Source organism: Methylocystis sp. WRRC1 (assembly GCF_020733155.1).
Lineage (GTDB): Bacteria > Pseudomonadota > Alphaproteobacteria > Rhizobiales > Beijerinckiaceae > Methylocystis.
This window is the reverse complement of sequence record NZ_JAJFZJ010000001.1, coordinates 2,618,315-2,635,941: the sequence shown is the minus strand read 5'-3', so window position 1 is coordinate 2,635,941 and position 17,627 is coordinate 2,618,315. Positions and strand designations below refer to the sequence as shown.

15 protein-coding genes and 1 tRNA gene are annotated in these 17,627 nt (G+C 62.4%); 4 read left to right on the top strand and 12 right to left on the bottom strand.

Going from position 1 to position 17,627, the window contains the following annotated elements; all coding sequences use genetic code 11:
• Positions 1-25 precede the first annotated feature (25 nt).
• Together LG047_RS12885 and LG047_RS12880 are read left to right on the top strand one after the other, a co-directional pair.
• Positions 26-973 (top strand): alpha-E domain-containing protein, encoded by a 948-nt coding sequence (locus LG047_RS12885; protein WP_227968489.1) that lies wholly within the window; start codon positions 26-28, stop codon positions 971-973.
• A gap of 9 nt (positions 974-982) precedes the next feature.
• Complete coding sequence (locus tag LG047_RS12880; RefSeq protein ID WP_227967097.1) at positions 983-1,816, top strand: transglutaminase family protein; 834 nt, start codon at positions 983-985, stop codon at positions 1,814-1,816.
• Between the two features lie 42 nt (positions 1,817-1,858).
• On the opposite strand, the gene LG047_RS12875 is transcribed toward LG047_RS12880, so the two are convergent.
• Positions 1,859-2,227 carry a transposase gene (locus LG047_RS12875; protein ID WP_051134550.1) on the bottom strand — a complete coding sequence of 123 codons (369 nt, stop codon included), beginning with the start codon at positions 2,225-2,227 and terminating at the stop codon, positions 1,859-1,861.
• Positions 2,228-2,574: 347 nt separating this feature from the next.
• On the opposite strand from LG047_RS12875, the gene LG047_RS12870 reads away from it, so the two are divergent.
• A tRNA-Thr gene (locus tag LG047_RS12870) sits at positions 2,575-2,649 on the top strand.
• A gap of 73 nt (positions 2,650-2,722) precedes the next feature.
• On the opposite strand, the gene LG047_RS12865 is transcribed toward LG047_RS12870, so the two are convergent.
• Positions 2,723-3,157, bottom strand: a complete 435-nt coding sequence (locus tag LG047_RS12865; protein ID WP_227967095.1) for a hypothetical protein — start codon at positions 3,155-3,157, stop codon at positions 2,723-2,725.
• A gap of 71 nt (positions 3,158-3,228) precedes the next feature.
• On the opposite strand from LG047_RS12865, the gene LG047_RS12860 reads away from it, so the two are divergent.
• The gene (locus LG047_RS12860) at positions 3,229-3,702 is read left to right on the top strand and encodes a phosphate-starvation-inducible protein PsiE (RefSeq protein WP_227967093.1); all 474 of its coding nucleotides are present in this window, start codon (positions 3,229-3,231) and stop codon (positions 3,700-3,702) included.
• 43 nt (positions 3,703-3,745) lie between these two features.
• Here the strand turns inward: LG047_RS12860 and dinB are convergent, their stop codons facing one another.
• The 10 genes from dinB to LG047_RS12810 all read right to left on the bottom strand — a co-directional run bounded on the left by dinB (position 3,746) and on the right by LG047_RS12810 (position 17,335).
• Complete coding sequence (gene dinB / locus LG047_RS12855) at positions 3,746-4,894, bottom strand: DNA polymerase IV (protein WP_227967091.1); 1,149 nt, start codon at positions 4,892-4,894, stop codon at positions 3,746-3,748.
• Positions 4,895-5,067: 173 nt separating this feature from the next.
• The gene (locus tag LG047_RS12850; protein ID WP_227967090.1) at positions 5,068-6,048 is read right to left on the bottom strand and encodes a spore coat U domain-containing protein; all 981 of its coding nucleotides are present in this window, start codon (positions 6,046-6,048) and stop codon (positions 5,068-5,070) included.
• On the bottom strand, positions 6,045-8,516 hold the full coding sequence (locus LG047_RS12845; RefSeq protein ID WP_227967089.1) for a fimbria/pilus outer membrane usher protein: 2,472 nt from the start codon (positions 8,514-8,516) through the stop codon (positions 6,045-6,047). The genes LG047_RS12850 and LG047_RS12845 overlap by 4 nt, the downstream gene beginning before the upstream one ends.
• Positions 8,485-9,207: a molecular chaperone gene (locus LG047_RS12840; protein WP_227967083.1), complete on the bottom strand. Its 723-nt coding sequence runs from the start codon at positions 9,205-9,207 to the stop codon at positions 8,485-8,487. Before LG047_RS12840 ends, LG047_RS12845 begins: the two co-directional genes overlap by 32 nt.
• 11 nt (positions 9,208-9,218) lie before the next feature.
• Positions 9,219-9,716, bottom strand: a complete 498-nt coding sequence (locus LG047_RS12835) for a spore coat U domain-containing protein (protein WP_227967070.1) — start codon at positions 9,714-9,716, stop codon at positions 9,219-9,221.
• 412 nt (positions 9,717-10,128) lie between these two features.
• Positions 10,129-11,751: an ABC-F family ATP-binding cassette domain-containing protein gene (locus LG047_RS12830; RefSeq protein WP_227967067.1), complete on the bottom strand. Its 1,623-nt coding sequence runs from the start codon at positions 11,749-11,751 to the stop codon at positions 10,129-10,131.
• Positions 11,752-11,825: 74 nt separating this feature from the next.
• Positions 11,826-12,125, bottom strand: coding sequence for a hypothetical protein (locus LG047_RS12825; protein ID WP_227967064.1), 300 nt, complete (start codon positions 12,123-12,125; stop codon positions 11,826-11,828).
• 2 nt (positions 12,126-12,127) lie between these two features.
• Positions 12,128-14,134 carry a ferrous iron transport protein B gene (gene feoB, locus LG047_RS12820; protein WP_227967061.1) on the bottom strand — a complete coding sequence of 669 codons (2,007 nt, stop codon included), beginning with the start codon at positions 14,132-14,134 and terminating at the stop codon, positions 12,128-12,130.
• Positions 14,131-14,373 carry a FeoA family protein gene (locus tag LG047_RS12815; protein WP_158497333.1) on the bottom strand — a complete coding sequence of 81 codons (243 nt, stop codon included), beginning with the start codon at positions 14,371-14,373 and terminating at the stop codon, positions 14,131-14,133. The genes feoB and LG047_RS12815 overlap by 4 nt, the downstream gene beginning before the upstream one ends.
• 436 nt (positions 14,374-14,809) lie before the next feature.
• Positions 14,810-17,335 (bottom strand): TonB-dependent receptor, encoded by a 2,526-nt coding sequence (locus tag LG047_RS12810; RefSeq protein WP_227967059.1) that lies wholly within the window; start codon positions 17,333-17,335, stop codon positions 14,810-14,812.
• Positions 17,336-17,627: the final 292 nt, after the last annotated feature.

The following is a 17,627-nucleotide window of genomic DNA, read 5'->3' as shown; positions in this document are numbered from 1 at the left end:
CGAGCGCGCGCAACCGGAACGTCACATGCTTTCACGCACCGCCGACAACCTCTATTGGCTCGCCCGCTACATGGAGCGCGCCGACTTTCTCGCGCGCGCGATAGAAGCGTCGCGTCGTCTCGCCTCGCTGCCCAAGACCTACGGCGGCGCCGAATCGGAATGGGAAAGCGTGCTTCTCTCGTCGGGCGCATCTAAGGCGTTCGAGGATTCCGGGCGTCCGCTCGACGAAGCGAATGTGGTGGAGTTCCTCACCTTCGCGCCCGACAATCCGGGGTCGATCCGCAACTGCATCGAATACGCCCGCGCCAACGCGCGCGCCGTGCGCACCGCGCTCACGGTCGAGATGTGGGAGGCGATCAACGGCGCCTATCTCGAAATGAAAGCGCTCGAAGCGCGCCGCGGCGCCCATTCCGCCGACGAATTGGCACGCTTTCTCGAATTCGTGAAACAGACGTCCCTCACATATGACGGCGGCGCCTATCGCACGATGCTGCGCAATGACGCCTACTGGTTCTCGCGCGTCGGTCTCTTCGTCGAGCGCGCCGACAACACCGCGCGCCTGCTCGACGTTAAATACCACGTGCTGCTGCCGGAGAAGGAGGTCGTCGGCGGCTCGCTCGACTATTTCCAATGGGCCGCGATCCTTCGCGCGGTCTCGGCGCACACCGCCTATCACTGGGTCTATCGCACCAGCATGAAACCGTGGCTCGTCGCCGACCTGCTCATCCTGCGCCCCGAGATGCCGCGTTCGCTCATTTCCTGCTACGAGAGCATCGTGCGCAATCTCGATTATCTCGCCCGCGCGCATGGGCGTCAGGGCGCGGCCCAGCGGCAGGCGCGCAGCGTCTATGGCAAGCTGGAAAATCTGACGATGGAGAGCGTCTTTCAGGGCGGCCTGCATGAATTCGTGCAGGGCTTCATCGGCGAGAACAATCAGCTTGGGACGCTGATCTCCGAACAATATCTGTTCTGACGGGAAAACATGCGCATTCGCATCCGCCACGAGACGATCTACCGCTACAGCGAACCGGCGCGATCGGCGATCCAGTCGCTGCGGCTGACGCCGCGCAACTACGACGGCCAGCATGTCGCGCATTGGCGCATCGACGTCGATCGCGACTGCCGCCTGAGCCAGTCGGAAGACGCCTTCGGCAATATCGTGAACCGTTTCACGGCCGACGGGCCGCTCGAATCGATCTCGACGATGGTCGAAGGCGAGGTCACCACCTTCGACACCGCCGGCGTCGCGTCAGGCGCGGTCGAGCGCTTCCCGACCGCGCTGTATTTCCGCCAGACGCCGCTCACCGCGTCGAGCCCCGCGATTGTCGATTTCGCTCGCACGACAACAGCGGGCGAGAATGGAGCGCTCGGCCGACTGCACGCGCTGCTCGGCGCGCTTTACGAGTCGATGAGCTTCGACACCGATGCGACCCATGCTGCGACGACCGCGGTAGAGGCCTTCGCACACAAGAAGGGCGTCTGCCAGGATTTCGCCCATCTCTTTATCGCCTGCGCGCGCGCGATCGGCGCGCCGGCGCGATATGTGAGCGGCTATTACTTGCGGAGCGACAGCGACGATCAGGTGGCGGGTCACGCATGGGCGGAGGCCCATGTCGAGGGTCTCGGCTGGGTCGGGTTCGATCCGGCGCATGGCGTATCGCCGGGTGAGCGTCATGTGCGTCTCGCCGCCGCGCTGGATTATCTCGACGCCGCCCCCATCCGCGGGGCGCGGATCGGCGGCGCTGGCGAAACCATGGAAGTCAGGGTGCGGGTCGCGCCGACCAATGCTCAGGCGCAGGTTCAGACGCAATCATGAAAAAACGCCCCGCGTGAGACGCGCGGGGCGTAAATCGGCAATTCAGGCCGCCGCGGCGTGGTCGCCGCTCGCCTCCATAACCTGATCCCGCGCCGGCGCGCCGCGGAAGGGCGTCCAGTGCAAGCCACTGTGATCGAACGAGAAGTCGGTGACTCCCTGCTCCTCCATGGCGGCGATAACGTTCGGCCAGACGCCTTTTTTCGCCCAGCGGTTGAATCGCGTATAGGTTGTATACCACTTGCCGAACTCACCCGGCAGATTGCGCCAGGGCGATCCGGTCTTTGCGATCCAGAACACCGCTTCCAGGAACAGACGATTGTCGCGCCCCGTGCACCCGGGATCGCCCTCTTTTCCGGGCAATACCGGCGCAAGGGCCGTCCAGAGCTCGTCGGAGATATATCTGTCGGTCAAGCCAGCCTCCATCTCGAGCGTTCTGCGCGATGCTGACGCCTTTCGTGGTGATCGGAGATTCGGAAGCGCACTCGGTCTGCGAACGCTTCGCCGATTCACTAAAAATTTCACGAAGGCGCCGCGACGTCTCGCGCAACGCTTGGATAGACACTACCTTTGGTTGTATATTTTTGCAATACAACCTGTCCACATTTCGCCTGAAATTTGCCACGAGCCGAATTGACCTTCACATTTCGCCAAACGGCCACGCAAAACTCGCCACACCTCCCGCTTGCGACTCGCGTCGCGCTGTGGCACAAGGCCCTCGTTTCGCGGCGACCACGGCGAGTGGTGGCGCAGGAACCAATGCTGCAGTAGCTCAGTGGTAGAGCACTCCCTTGGTAAGGGAGAGGTCGAGAGTTCAATCCTCTCTTGCAGCACCATTCTTTGCCTTTAAATTTCGAAGACTTACGAATTTGTCCTCGGCGCGACGTTCTCGTTCAGGCGGCAATACAATCATATCGCCTGACCGGGAGGCGGAATCGCCCCTTGGCGACCTCCACAGCCAATCATCAGCAGTCCTTCCATGCCGGAAAGGTCATCCTCCATCAGCTCGAAAATCGCACGAAGCAGCTCTGGCTGCGTCGAATTGAGGTTCAGAATGGAACCGGATACATGCGCCGGGGCACGGGAGCCTGCGACCTCTACCAAGCCGGGAAGTTCGCCGACGGGTTGCGGATCAAGACCAAGTTCGGTCAGTCCATCACCGGCCCGAACCTCGCCAATTTGGTCGAGGAGTTCGGCTCGCTCGCGCGGGTCGAAGGAGGGCCGGCGAAACGGGGCCTCTGAATCATCGCCTGATCCTTGTCGCTCAATGATTTCGAGCAAAACATGACGATAATTCGTCTCATCATGGCTGCATTCGATCGCCCGCTTCGCCAAGGCGATCAAGCCGATTTCGATTGACCTGACGGGCGGCGCAGGGCCTTTTAATCCGGTCAACGAACGAAACGGGGCCTCGCATGGGCGACAAGACCATTATCGAAGAAGAAAGCGCAAGACGCATGCGCGCTCTTGTTGACCCGGTCGGCCACTTCCTCTCCGAGGCGTTTCACTTTCTTGGCCTCTTTGCGATTGGAGGAGCGACCGTCTGGTCGGCGGTAAAGGCTTTCATCGCAATGTCCGAAAAGGGGCATGCGTCGATCGAAGACCTGCTGCTCCTGTTCATCTATCTCGAAATCGGCTCCATGGTCGGCATATATTTCAGAACCAACCACATGCCGGTGCGATTTCTGCTCTACGTCGGCATCACCGCGCTCACCCGTCATCTCATCGTCTATGTGCAAACGGACAGCGTGCCGGACTTCGGCGTGTTGATCCTCGCAGGAGGCACCCTGATTCTCGCTCTTGCCGTGCTCGTCATCCGTTACGCGACATTCCATTACTCGGCGCCGGATTTGAACCCGTCCGCCAGACATTCGAAAATGGCCGACTGAGGCGATGAGCGAAACGCCGGCTTCGCCCGAACCGCGCTCCAATTCAAAGCCCGAGCGTCAACTGATCTTGATCGCCGGCCTGAGCCGCGCCGAGCGAGGAGATCGATACGCCGAGCAGGCGAACCGGTTTCCTGAACGGAAACGCTCCGGTGAGGGTTTCAAACACATTCCGCGCAAGTTCTGCGCGCGTGTCGATGGCGTGCGGCAAGGTCCGACTGCGGGTGATGAGATCGAAATCGGAGAATTTCACCTTCAGGGTCACGGTTCGCCCACGCACGCCGGTCGTTTCGCAATGGCGCCATACCTTGTCGATGACAGGCTCCAGCGCTTCACGCATCGCCGCCAGATCAGTCATGTCCAGAGCGAATGTCTGCTCTGCTCCAACTGACTTGCGTATTCGATCGGCGCGCACGGGTCTGTGGTCGACCCCGCGCGAGATCCAGTAAAAGTGGCCGCCCGCTTTTCCGAAATTCTCGATGAGGAATGGAAGCGCATGCGATCGAAGATCGCGTCCGGTGTGAATGCCGAGCCGGTTCATTTTCGCTTTTGTCGCCGGCCCCACGCCGTGGAATTTTTCGACAGCCATGCCCTCGACAAAGGCCGGACCCATCCTCGGCGTGATGACGAACATACCGTCGGGCTTGCGATGGTCGGAGGCGAGTTTTGCGAGGAATTTGTTGTAGGATACGCCGGCCGAGGCTGTCAGGCCGATTTTCGATCGGATCGCCGCCCTGATCTCCTGCGCAATTTCCGTCGCCGTTTCGATTCCCTTGAGATTTGTGGTGACGTCGAGATAGGCCTCGTCGAGCGACAGAGGTTCGATGATCGCGGTATATTCCGCGAAGATCTCGCGGATCTGCGTCGACACCGCCTTGTAAACGTCGAACCGCGGCTTCACGAAGATGAGATCGGGACATTTGCGTCGCGCCGTCACGGACGGCATCGCCGAATGCACGCCGAATTTCCGCGCCTCATAGCTTGCGGCGGCCACGACGCCACGCTCGCTCGACCCGCCGACAGCGACGGCCTTTCCGCGCAGATCGGGATTATCGCGCTGCTCGACGGAGGCGAAGAACGCGTCCATATCGACATGAATGATCTTGCGGTGAGGCGGCGTCTGGAATTGGCGCGGAGGATCCCCTGCGGACGGGCGGTCCTGCGGCGCTCGCTCCTCATGGTTTTCGGCGATCATGTCTCACCGCCACTTTTTCGCGCCGCCCCGGCGCCTGATTTTTCCCTATCCGCTTCGAATTACGCCCGACGCGCCCTCCCGCCAAGCCATCTTGCAAGCCATCCCGGCCCGGGCGCCTTCTCTATCTGCGCCTTTGGCTCCCGCTTTCAATGACGCCCTCCGGATCAGGCCGTTCAGTAAGTAATCGTCACAACCACCGTGTCCGTATAAGTCGCGGCCGCAGGCGTCGATTGCGCCGGCACGCGGCCATAGCCCGTTTGCGCCTGCGCGAGCCCCGTGCCCGTCCCGCTCAGCGTGAAAGTGCCGGAGGTTCCATCCCCCCAGATCTCCGTGCGACCGGCATTACGATAGATGGTGTAATCGATCGTCGCTCCGCCGGGCCCGGTCATCTTGCGCAGCGCGACAGTTCCGCCGACGCCGCTTCCCGCGCTGAGGCTGGCGTTCCAGGGCGTGCCGTTCGTGCAGGTGACGGAGATCGTGTTCGTAGAGTCGACATTGGCGTTCAGCACGCCAGTCGACCCGAAATCGAGAGTCGTGGCGGAGACGAGACAATTGGACGCGACTGTCGCGCTGACGGTGAAGGTCGTATCGCTGGAGCCCTCCATTGAGCTGCTGCACGCAGGACAAATGACGAGAAGGCAAAAGGTCCAGTTGAGCCGCGCGTTGACGCCCGAAAAGGACGAAAGATAGGAGAGCGCCGGCGCCGTCGACTGCCCGCCCGGCAGTCTCGCGTATAGCGTCGTCGTCAGCGAACCGCTGCCCAATAGTCCGAGTGGAACCGTCAGAGTCGGCGGCGGGTCGGCGAAACCCCACAAACTGGAGCCCCAGACCGTTGTGCGTGCGGCGTCCTGATACAGCTGGTAATTGAGCAGATTCGAGCCATTGCTCATGTGTCGCGTCGACGACGTGGCTCCGCCGGAGCCGGCCCCGATATTCGGGCAGGCGCGAACAACGAGACTTGCAAGCCCGCCGCTGCAATCGATGTTCACTGTCGATGTGACGTCGACGGCGCCGCCTCCGAGGACATCGGCCACGCCAAAGGCCACATTATCCACGCTCCAGCTGCAGGCGTGCTGCGCAAGGGCGTTCGTGGCGATGAGCGACGTCAGAAAGGCGAATATCCACCCGCACAAATATCGCGAACGTCGCATCATCGACATATGACGCCCCTTATGACCGTCTGCTCCCCCGCGCGCGGGGCATATTCGAATTCCGCAACGCAAGAGCCTTCTTCGGAAACGTCGATGCGCACGGCGTTCTGATCGGACAGATTGCGAATATAGGCCTGCCCGTCGTAACCGATGACGAAGGGCTGGCCATCGCTCTCCAGCCTTCCCCTGACGCCGACGCGCAATGGCTTGCCCGCGCTGTCCACGAATGCGACGAGCGCCGCCTTCGGCGTTTGCGACACGCCGAATTTCACGACGACGCCGTTGCGGTCTGCAGGGACGACAATTTCATTCGTCGTCGTCACATCCGCGTCGACCGGCACACTTTTCGGATCGATCGACAGCTTGTTTTTCTGATAGGAATTCAGATAAGGCACCAGCAGCTTGCCCTGGCGGTTCGTTCGCCCGATGGGACGGTTCTCATATTGCACCTCGACATCGGGCGCGCCCGCGTCGACGACGGCGAAAGCGTCGTCGATCCGGTTTCCGAAGAAAACGCCGCCGCCTGCGACTGCAATGGAGCCCTCGGCCTGGCCGGTCGCGCGCGTTTGATTGGCGTATTGCTGAACATTCGCTTCGACGCGCGCAAATGACGCGCGGTAGCTGGCGCCAGCAAATCTGTCCGTGCGATAGCCTTCGCCATCGCGCAGGCGCCAGCCGTAACTGCCCTCCTCGCGTTTTTCCGCCTTCACCGCGCTCGTAATGAATCTCACGCCGTCGGGCGCGCGCTCGGCGCCGGTGGACAGGGTAATGTCATTGCCGAAGGGGAACGACAGTCCGGCAAAAAAGCCAAAATTGCGTTCATTTGCGAGATCCTTGAAGGCGGACAGAAACGCCGAGCCGCCAAAGATGATCGGCCGGCTGTAGGAGAACCCCAGAACGCGCGTCCGGTTCCCCAGCGCATTCTGCAATTGCGTGAAATTGACGCTCAAGCTCGAGGAATCGAAAGGGATCGGGACTCCGAGGCCGAACTGGTCGATGGCTCTGGGCGGCAGAATATTCGTCACCGCGAAACCGCCGAGAATGGAAGGCGGAAATGCCGGCGTTCCCCATTGGGGAACCGCGCAGACATTTCCGGTCAGGAAGGTGCAATTGGCGGTGACCGCGGCAATATCGAGATAATTGCCGAATGTGCGCTGGCTGCGCGCATAAATCGAGACGCCGCGGATATTGGTCTCGAAGCTCGCGTTGAAAAGCCCGCCGGTCAATCCTCCGAAACGACTGCCAGCCAAAGCCAGGGAGGCGGCGCCCCAGGAGCCGAGCGTGAAGGCCGCGCCCGCCCCGGCGTTGATCAATCCGCCGCCGCCGCCCTCCCCATGCCCCTCGAGCGTAAGCCAGTTCGTGAGACCGTAGCGGGCGCTGGCGGAGCCGATCGGCCGGCGATCATAATTATTGGATTCGATTCCACTGAAGCGTCGCGCGAAACCGGCTTCCATGGAAAAATCGTAGAGCCCTTCCGCAAGCTGCTTGCTCGACACATAGAACGGCAAAGTGGCGACCGTCTCACGCCCGAGAGAATCATGCAGCACGACTTGCGCCGTGCCTGCGCCGCTCGCAACCGGCATATGCGTAATCTCGAACGGCCCGGACGGCACCGCGCCGGAATATGTCTTCACGTTCTGCGCATAGACGTCGATAGTGGAGGGCACGGCCGCGCTGCCGGACAGAACCGGAAGCGGCAAGGTGACGAGATCCGGCCGAAGCGCAAAATTGCGCTGGACCTGAACGCCGGACATGCGCACGGGCCGAGTCCAGGCAAGACCGCCGGAAATAGTGTCGCCGACGCGATAGGTTATCAGCCTTTCCGGGTCGGAATAGGTCCATCGCGTGTCGAGGCGCACGAAGCCGAGCTGGCGAACCGCGGAATTCGCAAGGAAGGACTGACTCAATGTTCCATAGGGGCTGAAGACGCGCGCGTCGAAATTCCCCGATACGCCGCGCAGATTCAGCGGATAGCGAAAGAATGTTCCGTCGGAATTTGCAAAGAGCGTGTAATTGAGCACGCCGCCGAAGCTCGTCAGCGGAATCGGATTTTCCGCGGTCCGCCTCGGACTGAGGTCGATGACGCGCGGCGCGCGCGCGGTTTCCGCGACGGTAAAGAAAATCCGCTGCGACGCCTCGTCGATTCGATATTGCACGCCCGCGAGGCGATCGATGTGGACGAGCTTGTCGGTCCCGATGGCTTCGCGTTTTGGCTCGAGACCGATCGCCCGCGTTTCTTCCGGCGTCGTCGCGAGAGAGCCGTGGGTGAGCTGCCTGAAGGCGCCGATGAGGCCAATGGGAGCCCCGTCGATGAAAACTTCGAGCTGAAGTTCGCGGGCCGTGATCGCGACTCCATTCGACAAGCCGCTCGCATCAGGGACTTGTTGAGCGCGCGCCGCGCAGGGAGTGACGACGGACACGCCCACGAGCAGGAGCCAGCTAGCGGCCGGAAGAAACCGCGACCGTCGCATTGATCGCTCCCGAATCGCCTTTGGCGGAGAGCGTGAGCGGACGGCGTGAGACAGCGCCGCCCTTCATGCGCGGAATCGACCAGCGCATGACGGCGCCCGGCAGCACATAGCCCACCAGTCCGTTTCGGACGGCGACGGTCTTGCCGCCGTCCGACAGTTTCAGATCGGAGACGCGCAAATGACGGGAGCCATTGTTTTTCGCGCTCAGCTCGATTCCGGCCTTGGACGGCTCCGCGGTCCACACGACCTGCGGCGGCTCGGCGTCGCGACTCGTGATGAATATCGGGATCGAATAGCGAACGACGACGGTGACGGCGCCGGGAACGCGTCGCGAGTCGTCCGGCAGTTCGTCCACGAGCAATCGATAGCTCTCCTCCCCTTCGACCGGAGATTTCGTCACACGAACGACGCGAACCAGATAATCGGCGCCTGGCGGAAGCGTCGTCAGCGGCGGACTGGCGACGACGTCGCCCGTCGGTTCGAGAATCTCTTCCCCTCCCTCCTGCGACCACCGGAAGACGCGGATCTGGACATTGAGGGGCCTGGAGTCCTCATTGCGCAGACTGAGCGTCGCGGCGCTGTCGGGAGCGATGAGATCGAGCCTCGCCGGAGCGGCCCGGAGCGACGCGGCCTGTGCGGCGGCTTGGCCCAGCAAAGCTGCGGCGGCGGCGATCAACAAGCGCGAACGCAAGCCCGCCCTCCCTAAAATGTGACCGTAGCCGTGATGGTGTCGGTGTATGTGCCGGCGGCTGGCGTCGATTGCGGCGGAACACGGCCATAGCCTGTCTGAGCCTGCCCCGTGCCGTTCCCGGTTCCGCTCACGGTGAAGGTCGAGGAAACGCCATCGCCCCAGACCTCCGTGCGGGCCGCGTCCCTGTAGATCGTATAATCGACGGTGGCCGACGCCGGTCCCGTCATCTTGCGCACAGCCAGCGTCGCGCCGGAGCCCGTGCCTTCATTCAGGCTGATGCTCCAGGGAAGACCGTTGTTGCAGGTGACGGTGATGGTGTTCGTCGAGTCGACATTGGCCGAGAGAACGCCGGACGAGCCAAAGTCCAGAGTCGTCGCCGATAATGTGCAGGCGCTCTGTATGACGATCTGGACATTGAAGGTTGTTGTCGATGTCGCTGCATAGGCTGCGCAGGCGACGAAGCCGAACGCCGCAGCCGCCATCCGCAGCGTTATCGCACGATATCGCATCTGGCCCGCCTCTGAATTTGTAGACGTAGTCATTCATATTTGATGCGCTCGGCAGTGCAAGCGTTGCCGTTGAAATATAATTACATTACACTATCACGTGCAACGCTAACATAAATTGTGTATTTTTCACGCGATTTCGTTGCTTCTTTTGCGGTTCGCCGCCTGCAAACTCACGTGATGTCATCGTAATAATTATTTACAGTAGCGACGCGCTTATCACCCGCCAGCCTGAGAAGGCGACGACAAACAGATGTTCTTGTCGCAACAATTCCTGCGAAGTCATCAAATCACGTCACAGGGATGAGCGGGCGCCCGTCCGAGAGCCCGGTGCGCATTGTGATCGCCGCGCGCTCTCTTTGTCGCCGGGGGCGCCGACGATTGCGTGCGACGGTCAGGCGCCGGTCCGCTTCATTCAGCCATGCAGGCCGGGAGCCTCGTGGCCCGTGCGCGCCACATATTCCGTATAGCCGCCGCCATACTGATGAACGCCCTCGGGCGTCAGCTCCAGCACACGATTGGACAGCGCAGCCAGGAAATGCCGGTCGTGCGAAACGAACAGCATCGCGCCCTCGTAATTCGATAGCGCCGTAATGAGCATTTCCTTCGTCGCGAGATCCAGATGGTTCGTGGGCTCGTCCAGCACGAGGAAGTTCGGCGGGTCGTAGAGCATTTTCGCCATGACGAGCCGCGCCTTCTCGCCGCCCGAGAGCACACGGCATTTCTTCTCGACGTCGTCGCCGGAAAAACCGAAACAGCCGGCCAGCGTGCGCAGCGAGCCCTGCCCCGCCTGCGGGAAAGAATCCTCCAGCGACTCGAAAACCGTCCGCTCTCCGTCGAGCAGGTCCATGGCGTGTTGCGCGAAATAGCCCATCTTAACGCTGGCGCCGAGATCGACCGCGCCGTCGTCCGGCGCAGTGGCGCCGGCCACCAGCTTCAGCAGCGTGGACTTGCCGGCGCCATTGACTCCCATGACGCACCAGCGTTCCTTGCGGCGAACCTGGAAGTCGAGCCTCTCATAGATGCTGCGGGAGCCATAGCGCTTGCTCACGTTCTTCAGCGTCGCCACGTCCTCGCCCGAGCGCGGCGCCGGCGGGAACTCGAACAAGATCGTCTGACGGCGCCTGGGGGGCTCCACCTTTTCGATCTTCTCCAGCTTCTTCACACGGCTCTGCACCTGCGCGGCGTGCGAGGCGCGCGCCTTGAAGCGCTCGATGAACTTGATTTCCTTGGCGAGCATCGCCTGCTGACGCTCATACTGGGCCTGCGCCTGCTTCTCGCTCTGCGCGCGTTGCTGCTCATAAAACTCGTAGTCGCCCGAATAGGTCGTCAACGCGCCGGCGTCGATCTCCACGATCTTCGTGACGATGCGATTCATGAACTCGCGGTCGTGCGAGGTCATCAGCAACGCGCCCTCGTAACCCTTGAGGAAGCCCTCCAGCCAGATGAGGCTTTCGAGGTCCAGATGGTTGCTCGGCTCGTCGAGCAGCATGGCGTCGGGGCGCATGAGGAGGATGCGCGCGAGCGCTACGCGCATCTTCCAGCCCCCTGACAGCGCGCCCACGTCGCCGTCCATCATCTCCTGCGTGAAGTTCAGGCCCGCCAGCACTTCGCGCGCCCGTCCCTCCAGCGCGTAGCCGTCCAGTTCCTCGAAGCGCGCCTGGACCTCGCCGTAGCGTTCGATGATCTCGTCCATCTCGTCCGCCCGGTCGGGATCGACCATGGCCTGCTCCAGCTCCCTCAGCTCGGCCGCCACGGCGCTCACCGGGCCGGCGCCGTCCATTGCCTCGGAGACCGCGCTGCGGCCCGACATCTCGCCCACGTCCTGATTGAAGTAGCCGATGGTGACGCCGCGATCGACGGCGACCTGCCCCTCGTCCGGCTGGTCCTGCCCCGTGATCATCCGGAAGAGCGTCGTCTTGCCGGCGCCGTTGGGTCCGACGAGGCCGACCTTCTCGCCTTTCAGGAGCGTCGCGGAAGCCTCGATGTAGAGGATCTGGTGGCCGTTCTGTTTGCTGATGTTTTCGAGGCGAATCATGTGCTCACGGGAACCGGGGGAGACTGCCTCGCCCTTACGCCATGCGGCGCGCGGGCGAAAGAGCGATCAGGGGATCACACCTCCTGGCCCTGGCAGGCGTCGCCGTCGCGGCCGGACAGGCGACGGAACGCGCGGTCGCCCTTTTCGGTGATCACCCAAAGACGGGGTTGGCGAATGAAACGGCATCCCTCCTTCACCGGGCAATGCCCGCAGGGAGCCGCGCATTGCGACGCGACCGCCGCCAGATAGCCCAGGCGCACGAGCTCCTCGAAAAGCTGCTCCGCCACGGCCGGGCTTACCGCCATCTCGCGCGCGAGCGCGTCGATCGTCAACGCACCCTTGTCCGCCGCAAGACGAAGGACATTGTCGAGCATGTCTACGCCGCCTTTGTGAACCAGCTCGCCGAGTGATAGGCGAGCGCGCCGCCAAGGACCGCTATGACGAAGAGCAGCGCGACGCTGAAAAGCGTCCACGCCCAGCTGCGCGTCTCCTGCTTCATCGCGGCGACCGTCGCAGCGCAGGGAATGAAGAGCATTGTGGTGACGAGAAACGAAAGGCCCGACGCCATCGTCACCGAGGTCGAAAGCGCGTCGGCGAGCGAGCCGCCTTCGGCCTTGTAGAGGATGCCGAGAGTCGAAATGGCGTTCTCCTTGGCGACGAAGCTCGTGAGAAGGGCGACTGTAAGGCGCCAATCGAAGCCCAGAAGACCCCCGAGCGGCTCGATCACGCGTCCAAGCTGCGCCAGATAGCTTTGCTCGATATCGCCGGTGGGAAAATAGCCGAGCGTCCACACCGCGGTCGCCACGGCGAGAATCATCGTGCTCGCCCGACGCAGGAACGACCATGTATGATTCCACATGAACAGCCCGATGGAGCGCATATTGGGTCGATGATACAGCGGCAGCTCCATGATGAACGCCACGCGCTCACCCCGAAAGAGCGTGTGATTGAGGACGGCGCCCACGACAGCCAGAATGGCGATGTTCAGCATGACGAGCCCCCAGGAGACCCAGACCGCATATTGGCCGAAGAACACGGGGGCGAGAAAGGCGAGGACCGCGAAACGCGCGCTGCACGGCACGAGCGGCGCCAGAAGGATGGTGAGCAGGCGTCCGCTCGCCGACTCGATCACGCGCGCGCCCATGATCGCCGGCACGTTGCAGCCGAAGCCGAGGCAAAAAGGCAGGAAGCTCTTGCCGTGCAGACCGATGAGATGCATGAAGCGGTCCGTGAGATAGGCGACCCGCGCGAGATAGCCCGTGTCCTCCAGCAGGCCGAAAATCGCGTAGAAGACGAGAAGCAGCGGAACGAAGGTCATCACGAGACCGACGCCGCCCAGCACGCCGTCCGTCAGGAAATGTGAAAACGCCGCTGGCGCGCCCGTGAGCGCCGTTCCGGCCCATTCCCGCAACGGCGCGATGACGCCGGTTTCGAGCATCCGCTGAAGCGGCCAGGCGATCGCGAAAGTCAGCCAGAAAGTCAGGCCCAGCACGCAGATGAGCATCGCCATGCCGAACAGCGGATGCAGCGCGATCCGGTCGATCCGTTCGGTGACGTTGACAGCCTCGAGCCGGGGCCGCTCCACCGCCGCCGAGACCATGCGGCCGACCCATTCATATCGGCCGCCGGCCACGTCGAGGACGGCGTCCTCATGCTGCGCCAGAAGCGTCATGACCTTTTCCCAGCTTTTCTCCGGGAGCCAGCCTTGCGCCAGCGCGCTTATTTCTCGATCGCCTTCGAGCAACTTGGTGGCGACCCATTCCGCCTGATAGGGGCGCGGCGCGTGATCGCCTATCAACGCGCGCAAATCGGCGAGCGCGCGCTTGTGGCCGGCGCCGATCTGCGGACGCACGGGATGGAACGAGCGAGGATCGTCCGCCAGACGGATCGCCGCTTCGACGACTTCCGCCACGCCCTTATTACGGGTGGCGACGATCGGCGCGACGGGCACGCCGAGAGCGGCCTCCAGCATCGCCGGCTCGATATGAACGCCCTCATCCGCCGCGACGTCGATCATATTCAGCCCGAGCACGACCGGCGCGGGCAGCGCGAGCAATTCGGCGAGAAGATAAAGATTGCGCTCGATCGCCGCGGCGTTCGCCACCATTATCACGACGTCCGGCTGCTCCTTTATGATGAAGTCTCGCGCAATTCTCTCCTCCTCCGAACTTGCGGTGAGGCCATAGGCGCCGGGGAGATCGAGGATACGGATCTCCCGCCCGCCACGCGTGAACACGCCTTCCTTGCGCTCCACGGTCTTGCCGGGCCAATTGCCGACATGCTGGCTGAGACCGGTCAGCATGTTGAAGATCGTCGATTTCCCGACGTTCGGCTGACCGGCGAGCGCGATCGTCATCGCGCGACTGGGGTCGCTTGCGCTCACTGGGAGACCTCCACGATAATCTGGCGGGCTTCATCGCGGCCGATGGCGAGGAGAGTGTTGCGCGCGCGTATAAGCATCGGCCCCCGGAAAGGGTTTTGCAGAACCTCCGCCGCCGTGCCGACCGCGAGCCCCAGCAGCATGAATCGCCCGTTGAGCTCCCGATCGGCCCGCAGCTCGCGCACGACCACATGGGCGCCGGCCCTGATCTGGTCGAGGGAAGGGTATTTAACGTCTGACATCGTCATGATCCGCCGGCGCAAGCGTCCCCTTGCGGCGAGAATGGTCGCTTCGTGTCTCCCAACCAAATCTAACCCCTTCGCGCCTCTTTCAAGAAGCCCGCTTCGGCAAAGGCGTCGGCGTCATTTGGACGCTGGGGACAGAACCCGGTTGTTTGCGGGAGGGACGCGCGAAGACGGGCGTCGTTCGGACCCTCATGGATCCGCCGCCATTGCGCCGCGGGCCCGATTCCGGATCGGGCGCGAGCGTCGCCGCATCCCGGCGATCTTGCCGGCGCCGCCCGGCCGCGCGCCGTTCCGCAACCAGCGGCGAGAAATCACAGGGCCTCCGGCGCGGCGCCTGTCGAAACGAAAGCCGGCGCAGAAATGGAAAGGACCGCTACGTCCAACGTAGCGGTCCCCTGCTTGCCGTAAACCGATTTCCGGCCGTCGTTCTTCGTCACTCCCAGAACTTCACCAACTGGAATGGCTCCGTCAGGTCGGGACCCTTCTTGATTGACGGATCGAACTCGATCGGTCCGCCAAAGGTCAGACGCCATGACGGCGGCTCGACCGGATGGCCGACAACGCCCATCTGACCGACGCCGCAGACATCCGGCGTCGTCGGGAGGCCGGAAAGGCCGTTACACGCCCTGAAGAGCGGGTCGGTCGGCAGGAATGATCCATAGGCGTATGCGATCTGCTGCGAACGCGAGTTGAACATGTTGAAGACATCGAGCTGAAGCTTCCAGCCTTCCTTCCAGCGATAGCCGACGCGCAGGTTCACCGTGCCGATCGCCGGGCTCTTGAAGTAGCCGTCCTCGGTCAGGGCGCGCGGCGCGATATAACGATATTTGGCGTTGGCGAACCAGCCGGTCGCCTCGCCCAGTTCGATCGCGCCGGTCGCGATGATCGGCGTCGCATTGACGAGATAATTGCCGGGGGCGTTGCCCGCCCAGGCGCCCCATTCGAATGCGCCGGGCTGCAGGAGCGCCCAATAGAGATCGGCCTGATCCTGATTATACCCTCTGAACCGGGCGTAGGTCGCCGTCACGTCGCCCTCGAAGGCCATCCATGACAGCGGGCGGTAGTGGTTGGTGAATTCGACGCCGACGCGATTGGCGCCGCGCGCGATTTCCGTATTGCCCGAGTCGCCGGCGAAGATGTTTTCCTGATTCGTCCGGATGAAGAACAGCGTCGCGGCGCTTTCGAGCTTGTCGATCGCCCTCGTCTTGACGCCGATTTCCGCGCCGGTCGAAGCCGAGAGAAGCCCCTGTCTCTGGACGGGCACATAGCCGAATTCCTCGGTGACTTCGGAAGCGTTGAAGCGCTGCGTCGTCGCGCGGAAGTCGTTCGAATGGAAGCCGCGTCCGAAATTCATGTAGAAATCGGTCTTGTCATCCCAGGGATTGATGACGACCGAGGCTTTCGGGCTGATCAGCTGGGCGTTCGACGCCCCGTTATTGAAAGGCCCCGTCCACACGCGGAAGGCGTTCTGGAACAGATTGGCGCCAGGGTCCAGGCCGATTCCGGCGATAGGCGCCTGCAAATAGGTCTGGAGCCCGTAATTGCTGCCCCAGAAATAATCCCAGCGCGTGCCGACGATCGTTCTCAGCCACGGCGACCATTTGGTCTTGAGTTCCGTCAGCAGCGAAATATTGCCCTCGCTGACATGATCGTTCCGGATCGTGTCATAGGGGCTGCGAAGGAACGTGTCCTGCAGACCGATTCGAATATCGTCGTAGCGCGACTGGAAGCCGAACTTCAGTTCCGACTCCTTGTCCAGAAGTGTAAATTTCCGCGTGTGATAGGCGTTGCCGCCGACCATCGTGCGCCGGTCGAACTGGCGGAACTGATCGCCCAGCACGGGATTGACGAGGTAATAGGTGAAGTTGTTGTAGAGATTGAGCGTCGAATGCATCGCGAAGGCTTCGACCTTCGTTCTGTAATTCTCCGTCTCCTCCGCCCAGCGGCCGGAAAGGCTGAAGCGTGTCGTGTCGCCCCCGTCCGTCGGGTTCAGCGTGCCCCAGCGCGACATCTGGTTGGTGTCGATGGCGCGCATCGGGATCTGGTCGGTCGAGTTCCAGCGATTCGCATAGGCCATGCCGGTTATCGACATGCCGTTGTTTTCCTCGCCGCGCGACCAGCGCAGGACGGTGTTGATCTTGCGCGCATTGTTCGGGGAAATCCACGGCCCCTGATAGGTGGAGATTTCGCCGCCGCCGAGAATGTCGCCGCCAGCGTATTCCCAGGACTTCATGCCGAACTGGCGACCGTAGCCGAAGGCTCCAGCGGTCGACGAGAAGACGCCCTCCGGCACTTTCTGCAAATATTGCATCCGGATCGTGCCGGCGTTGGAGAAATCGCCGTCCTCGACGTTATAGGGTCCCTTGCGCGCGTCGATATAGGCCAGCATTTCGGGAATGACGAAATTGGCGTCCGCGTATCCCTGGCCGTGACCATGGGTGCGCATGTTGAGCGGCATGGAGTCGAGATAGAGCGCGAGATCGGTGCCGTGATCGAGATCGAAGCCACGCAGATAATATTGGTTGGCCTTGCCCTCGCCGCTGTGCTGCGTGACAGCGAGACCCGGAACGATCTCCAGCGCCTCGCCGGGTCTGAATGTGGGGATGGTGTTGACCTGTCCGCCGGTGAAGAAACGCTCGCTGGAGGAAGGCATTTCCTTCGGCGGCGCCGGATAGTTGATCCTCGGGCCAAGCGCCGTGTTCTGCTGCGCGGAGGAGCCGAAAGAATCATTCTTGTCGGGAGCGGGAGCAGGCGCCGCGGCGATGATCGGGGACGACGGCCGGGCGGCTGTCACCGGCTGCCTCGCGGCGCGCGCATGTTCGTGCGGCACCGAGACCATTCTGCGATGCCCGCCGACGTCGATCGTCGGCAGCGATACTGTATGAGCGAAGGCTTCGCTGAAACAGCCGGCGGCGAGAAGCGCGAGAACGGAGGTGGCGGCCGATTGTTTAATGCGCATTTTGATCGTCCCCGGATCAAACGGACCTTGTTGCTGCAAATTGACCGATAGGGACGGAAAGGGCTATAGGCTCGGTAAGCGCTTTTCAGCTTTTACTCATATCTGTTGCCGATATGTCACAATTTGGCGCGCGACTTTGCAATGCAAAGAAACTCGCAAACCGCCGCGCCCGCACTGGTGTCGTGCTTGCAACATGTTCCCCCTCAGGACAGCGGAATCCGAACGGCGACGCTTCGCCTTTTCCCGAAGCCCGGACGAACATTCACGACCCCCCATTTGACGCCGAACGGTC

Coding starts and splice junctions, on each gene's coding strand:
- LG047_RS12885 (WP_227968489.1), top strand. CDS start 26: ATGCTTTCACGCACCGCCGACAACCTCTATTGGCTCGCCCGCTACATG.
- LG047_RS12880 (WP_227967097.1), top strand. CDS start 983: ATGCGCATTCGCATCCGCCACGAGACGATCTACCGCTACAGCGAACCG.
- LG047_RS12860 (WP_227967093.1), top strand. CDS start 3,229: ATGGGCGACAAGACCATTATCGAAGAAGAAAGCGCAAGACGCATGCGC.
- dinB (WP_227967091.1), bottom strand. CDS start 4,894: ATGATCGCCGAAAACCATGAGGAGCGAGCGCCGCAGGACCGCCCGTCC.
- LG047_RS12850 (WP_227967090.1), bottom strand. CDS start 6,048: ATGATGCGACGTTCGCGATATTTGTGCGGGTGGATATTCGCCTTTCTG.
- LG047_RS12845 (WP_227967089.1), bottom strand. CDS start 8,516: ATGCGACGGTCGCGGTTTCTTCCGGCCGCTAGCTGGCTCCTGCTCGTG.
- LG047_RS12835 (WP_227967070.1), bottom strand. CDS start 9,716: ATGCGATATCGTGCGATAACGCTGCGGATGGCGGCTGCGGCGTTCGGC.
- LG047_RS12830 (WP_227967067.1), bottom strand. CDS start 11,751: ATGATTCGCCTCGAAAACATCAGCAAACAGAACGGCCACCAGATCCTC.
- LG047_RS12825 (WP_227967064.1), bottom strand. CDS start 12,125: ATGCTCGACAATGTCCTTCGTCTTGCGGCGGACAAGGGTGCGTTGACG.
- LG047_RS12815 (WP_158497333.1), bottom strand. CDS start 14,373: ATGTCAGACGTTAAATACCCTTCCCTCGACCAGATCAGGGCCGGCGCC.
- LG047_RS12810 (WP_227967059.1), bottom strand. CDS start 17,335: ATGCGCATTAAACAATCGGCCGCCACCTCCGTTCTCGCGCTTCTCGCC.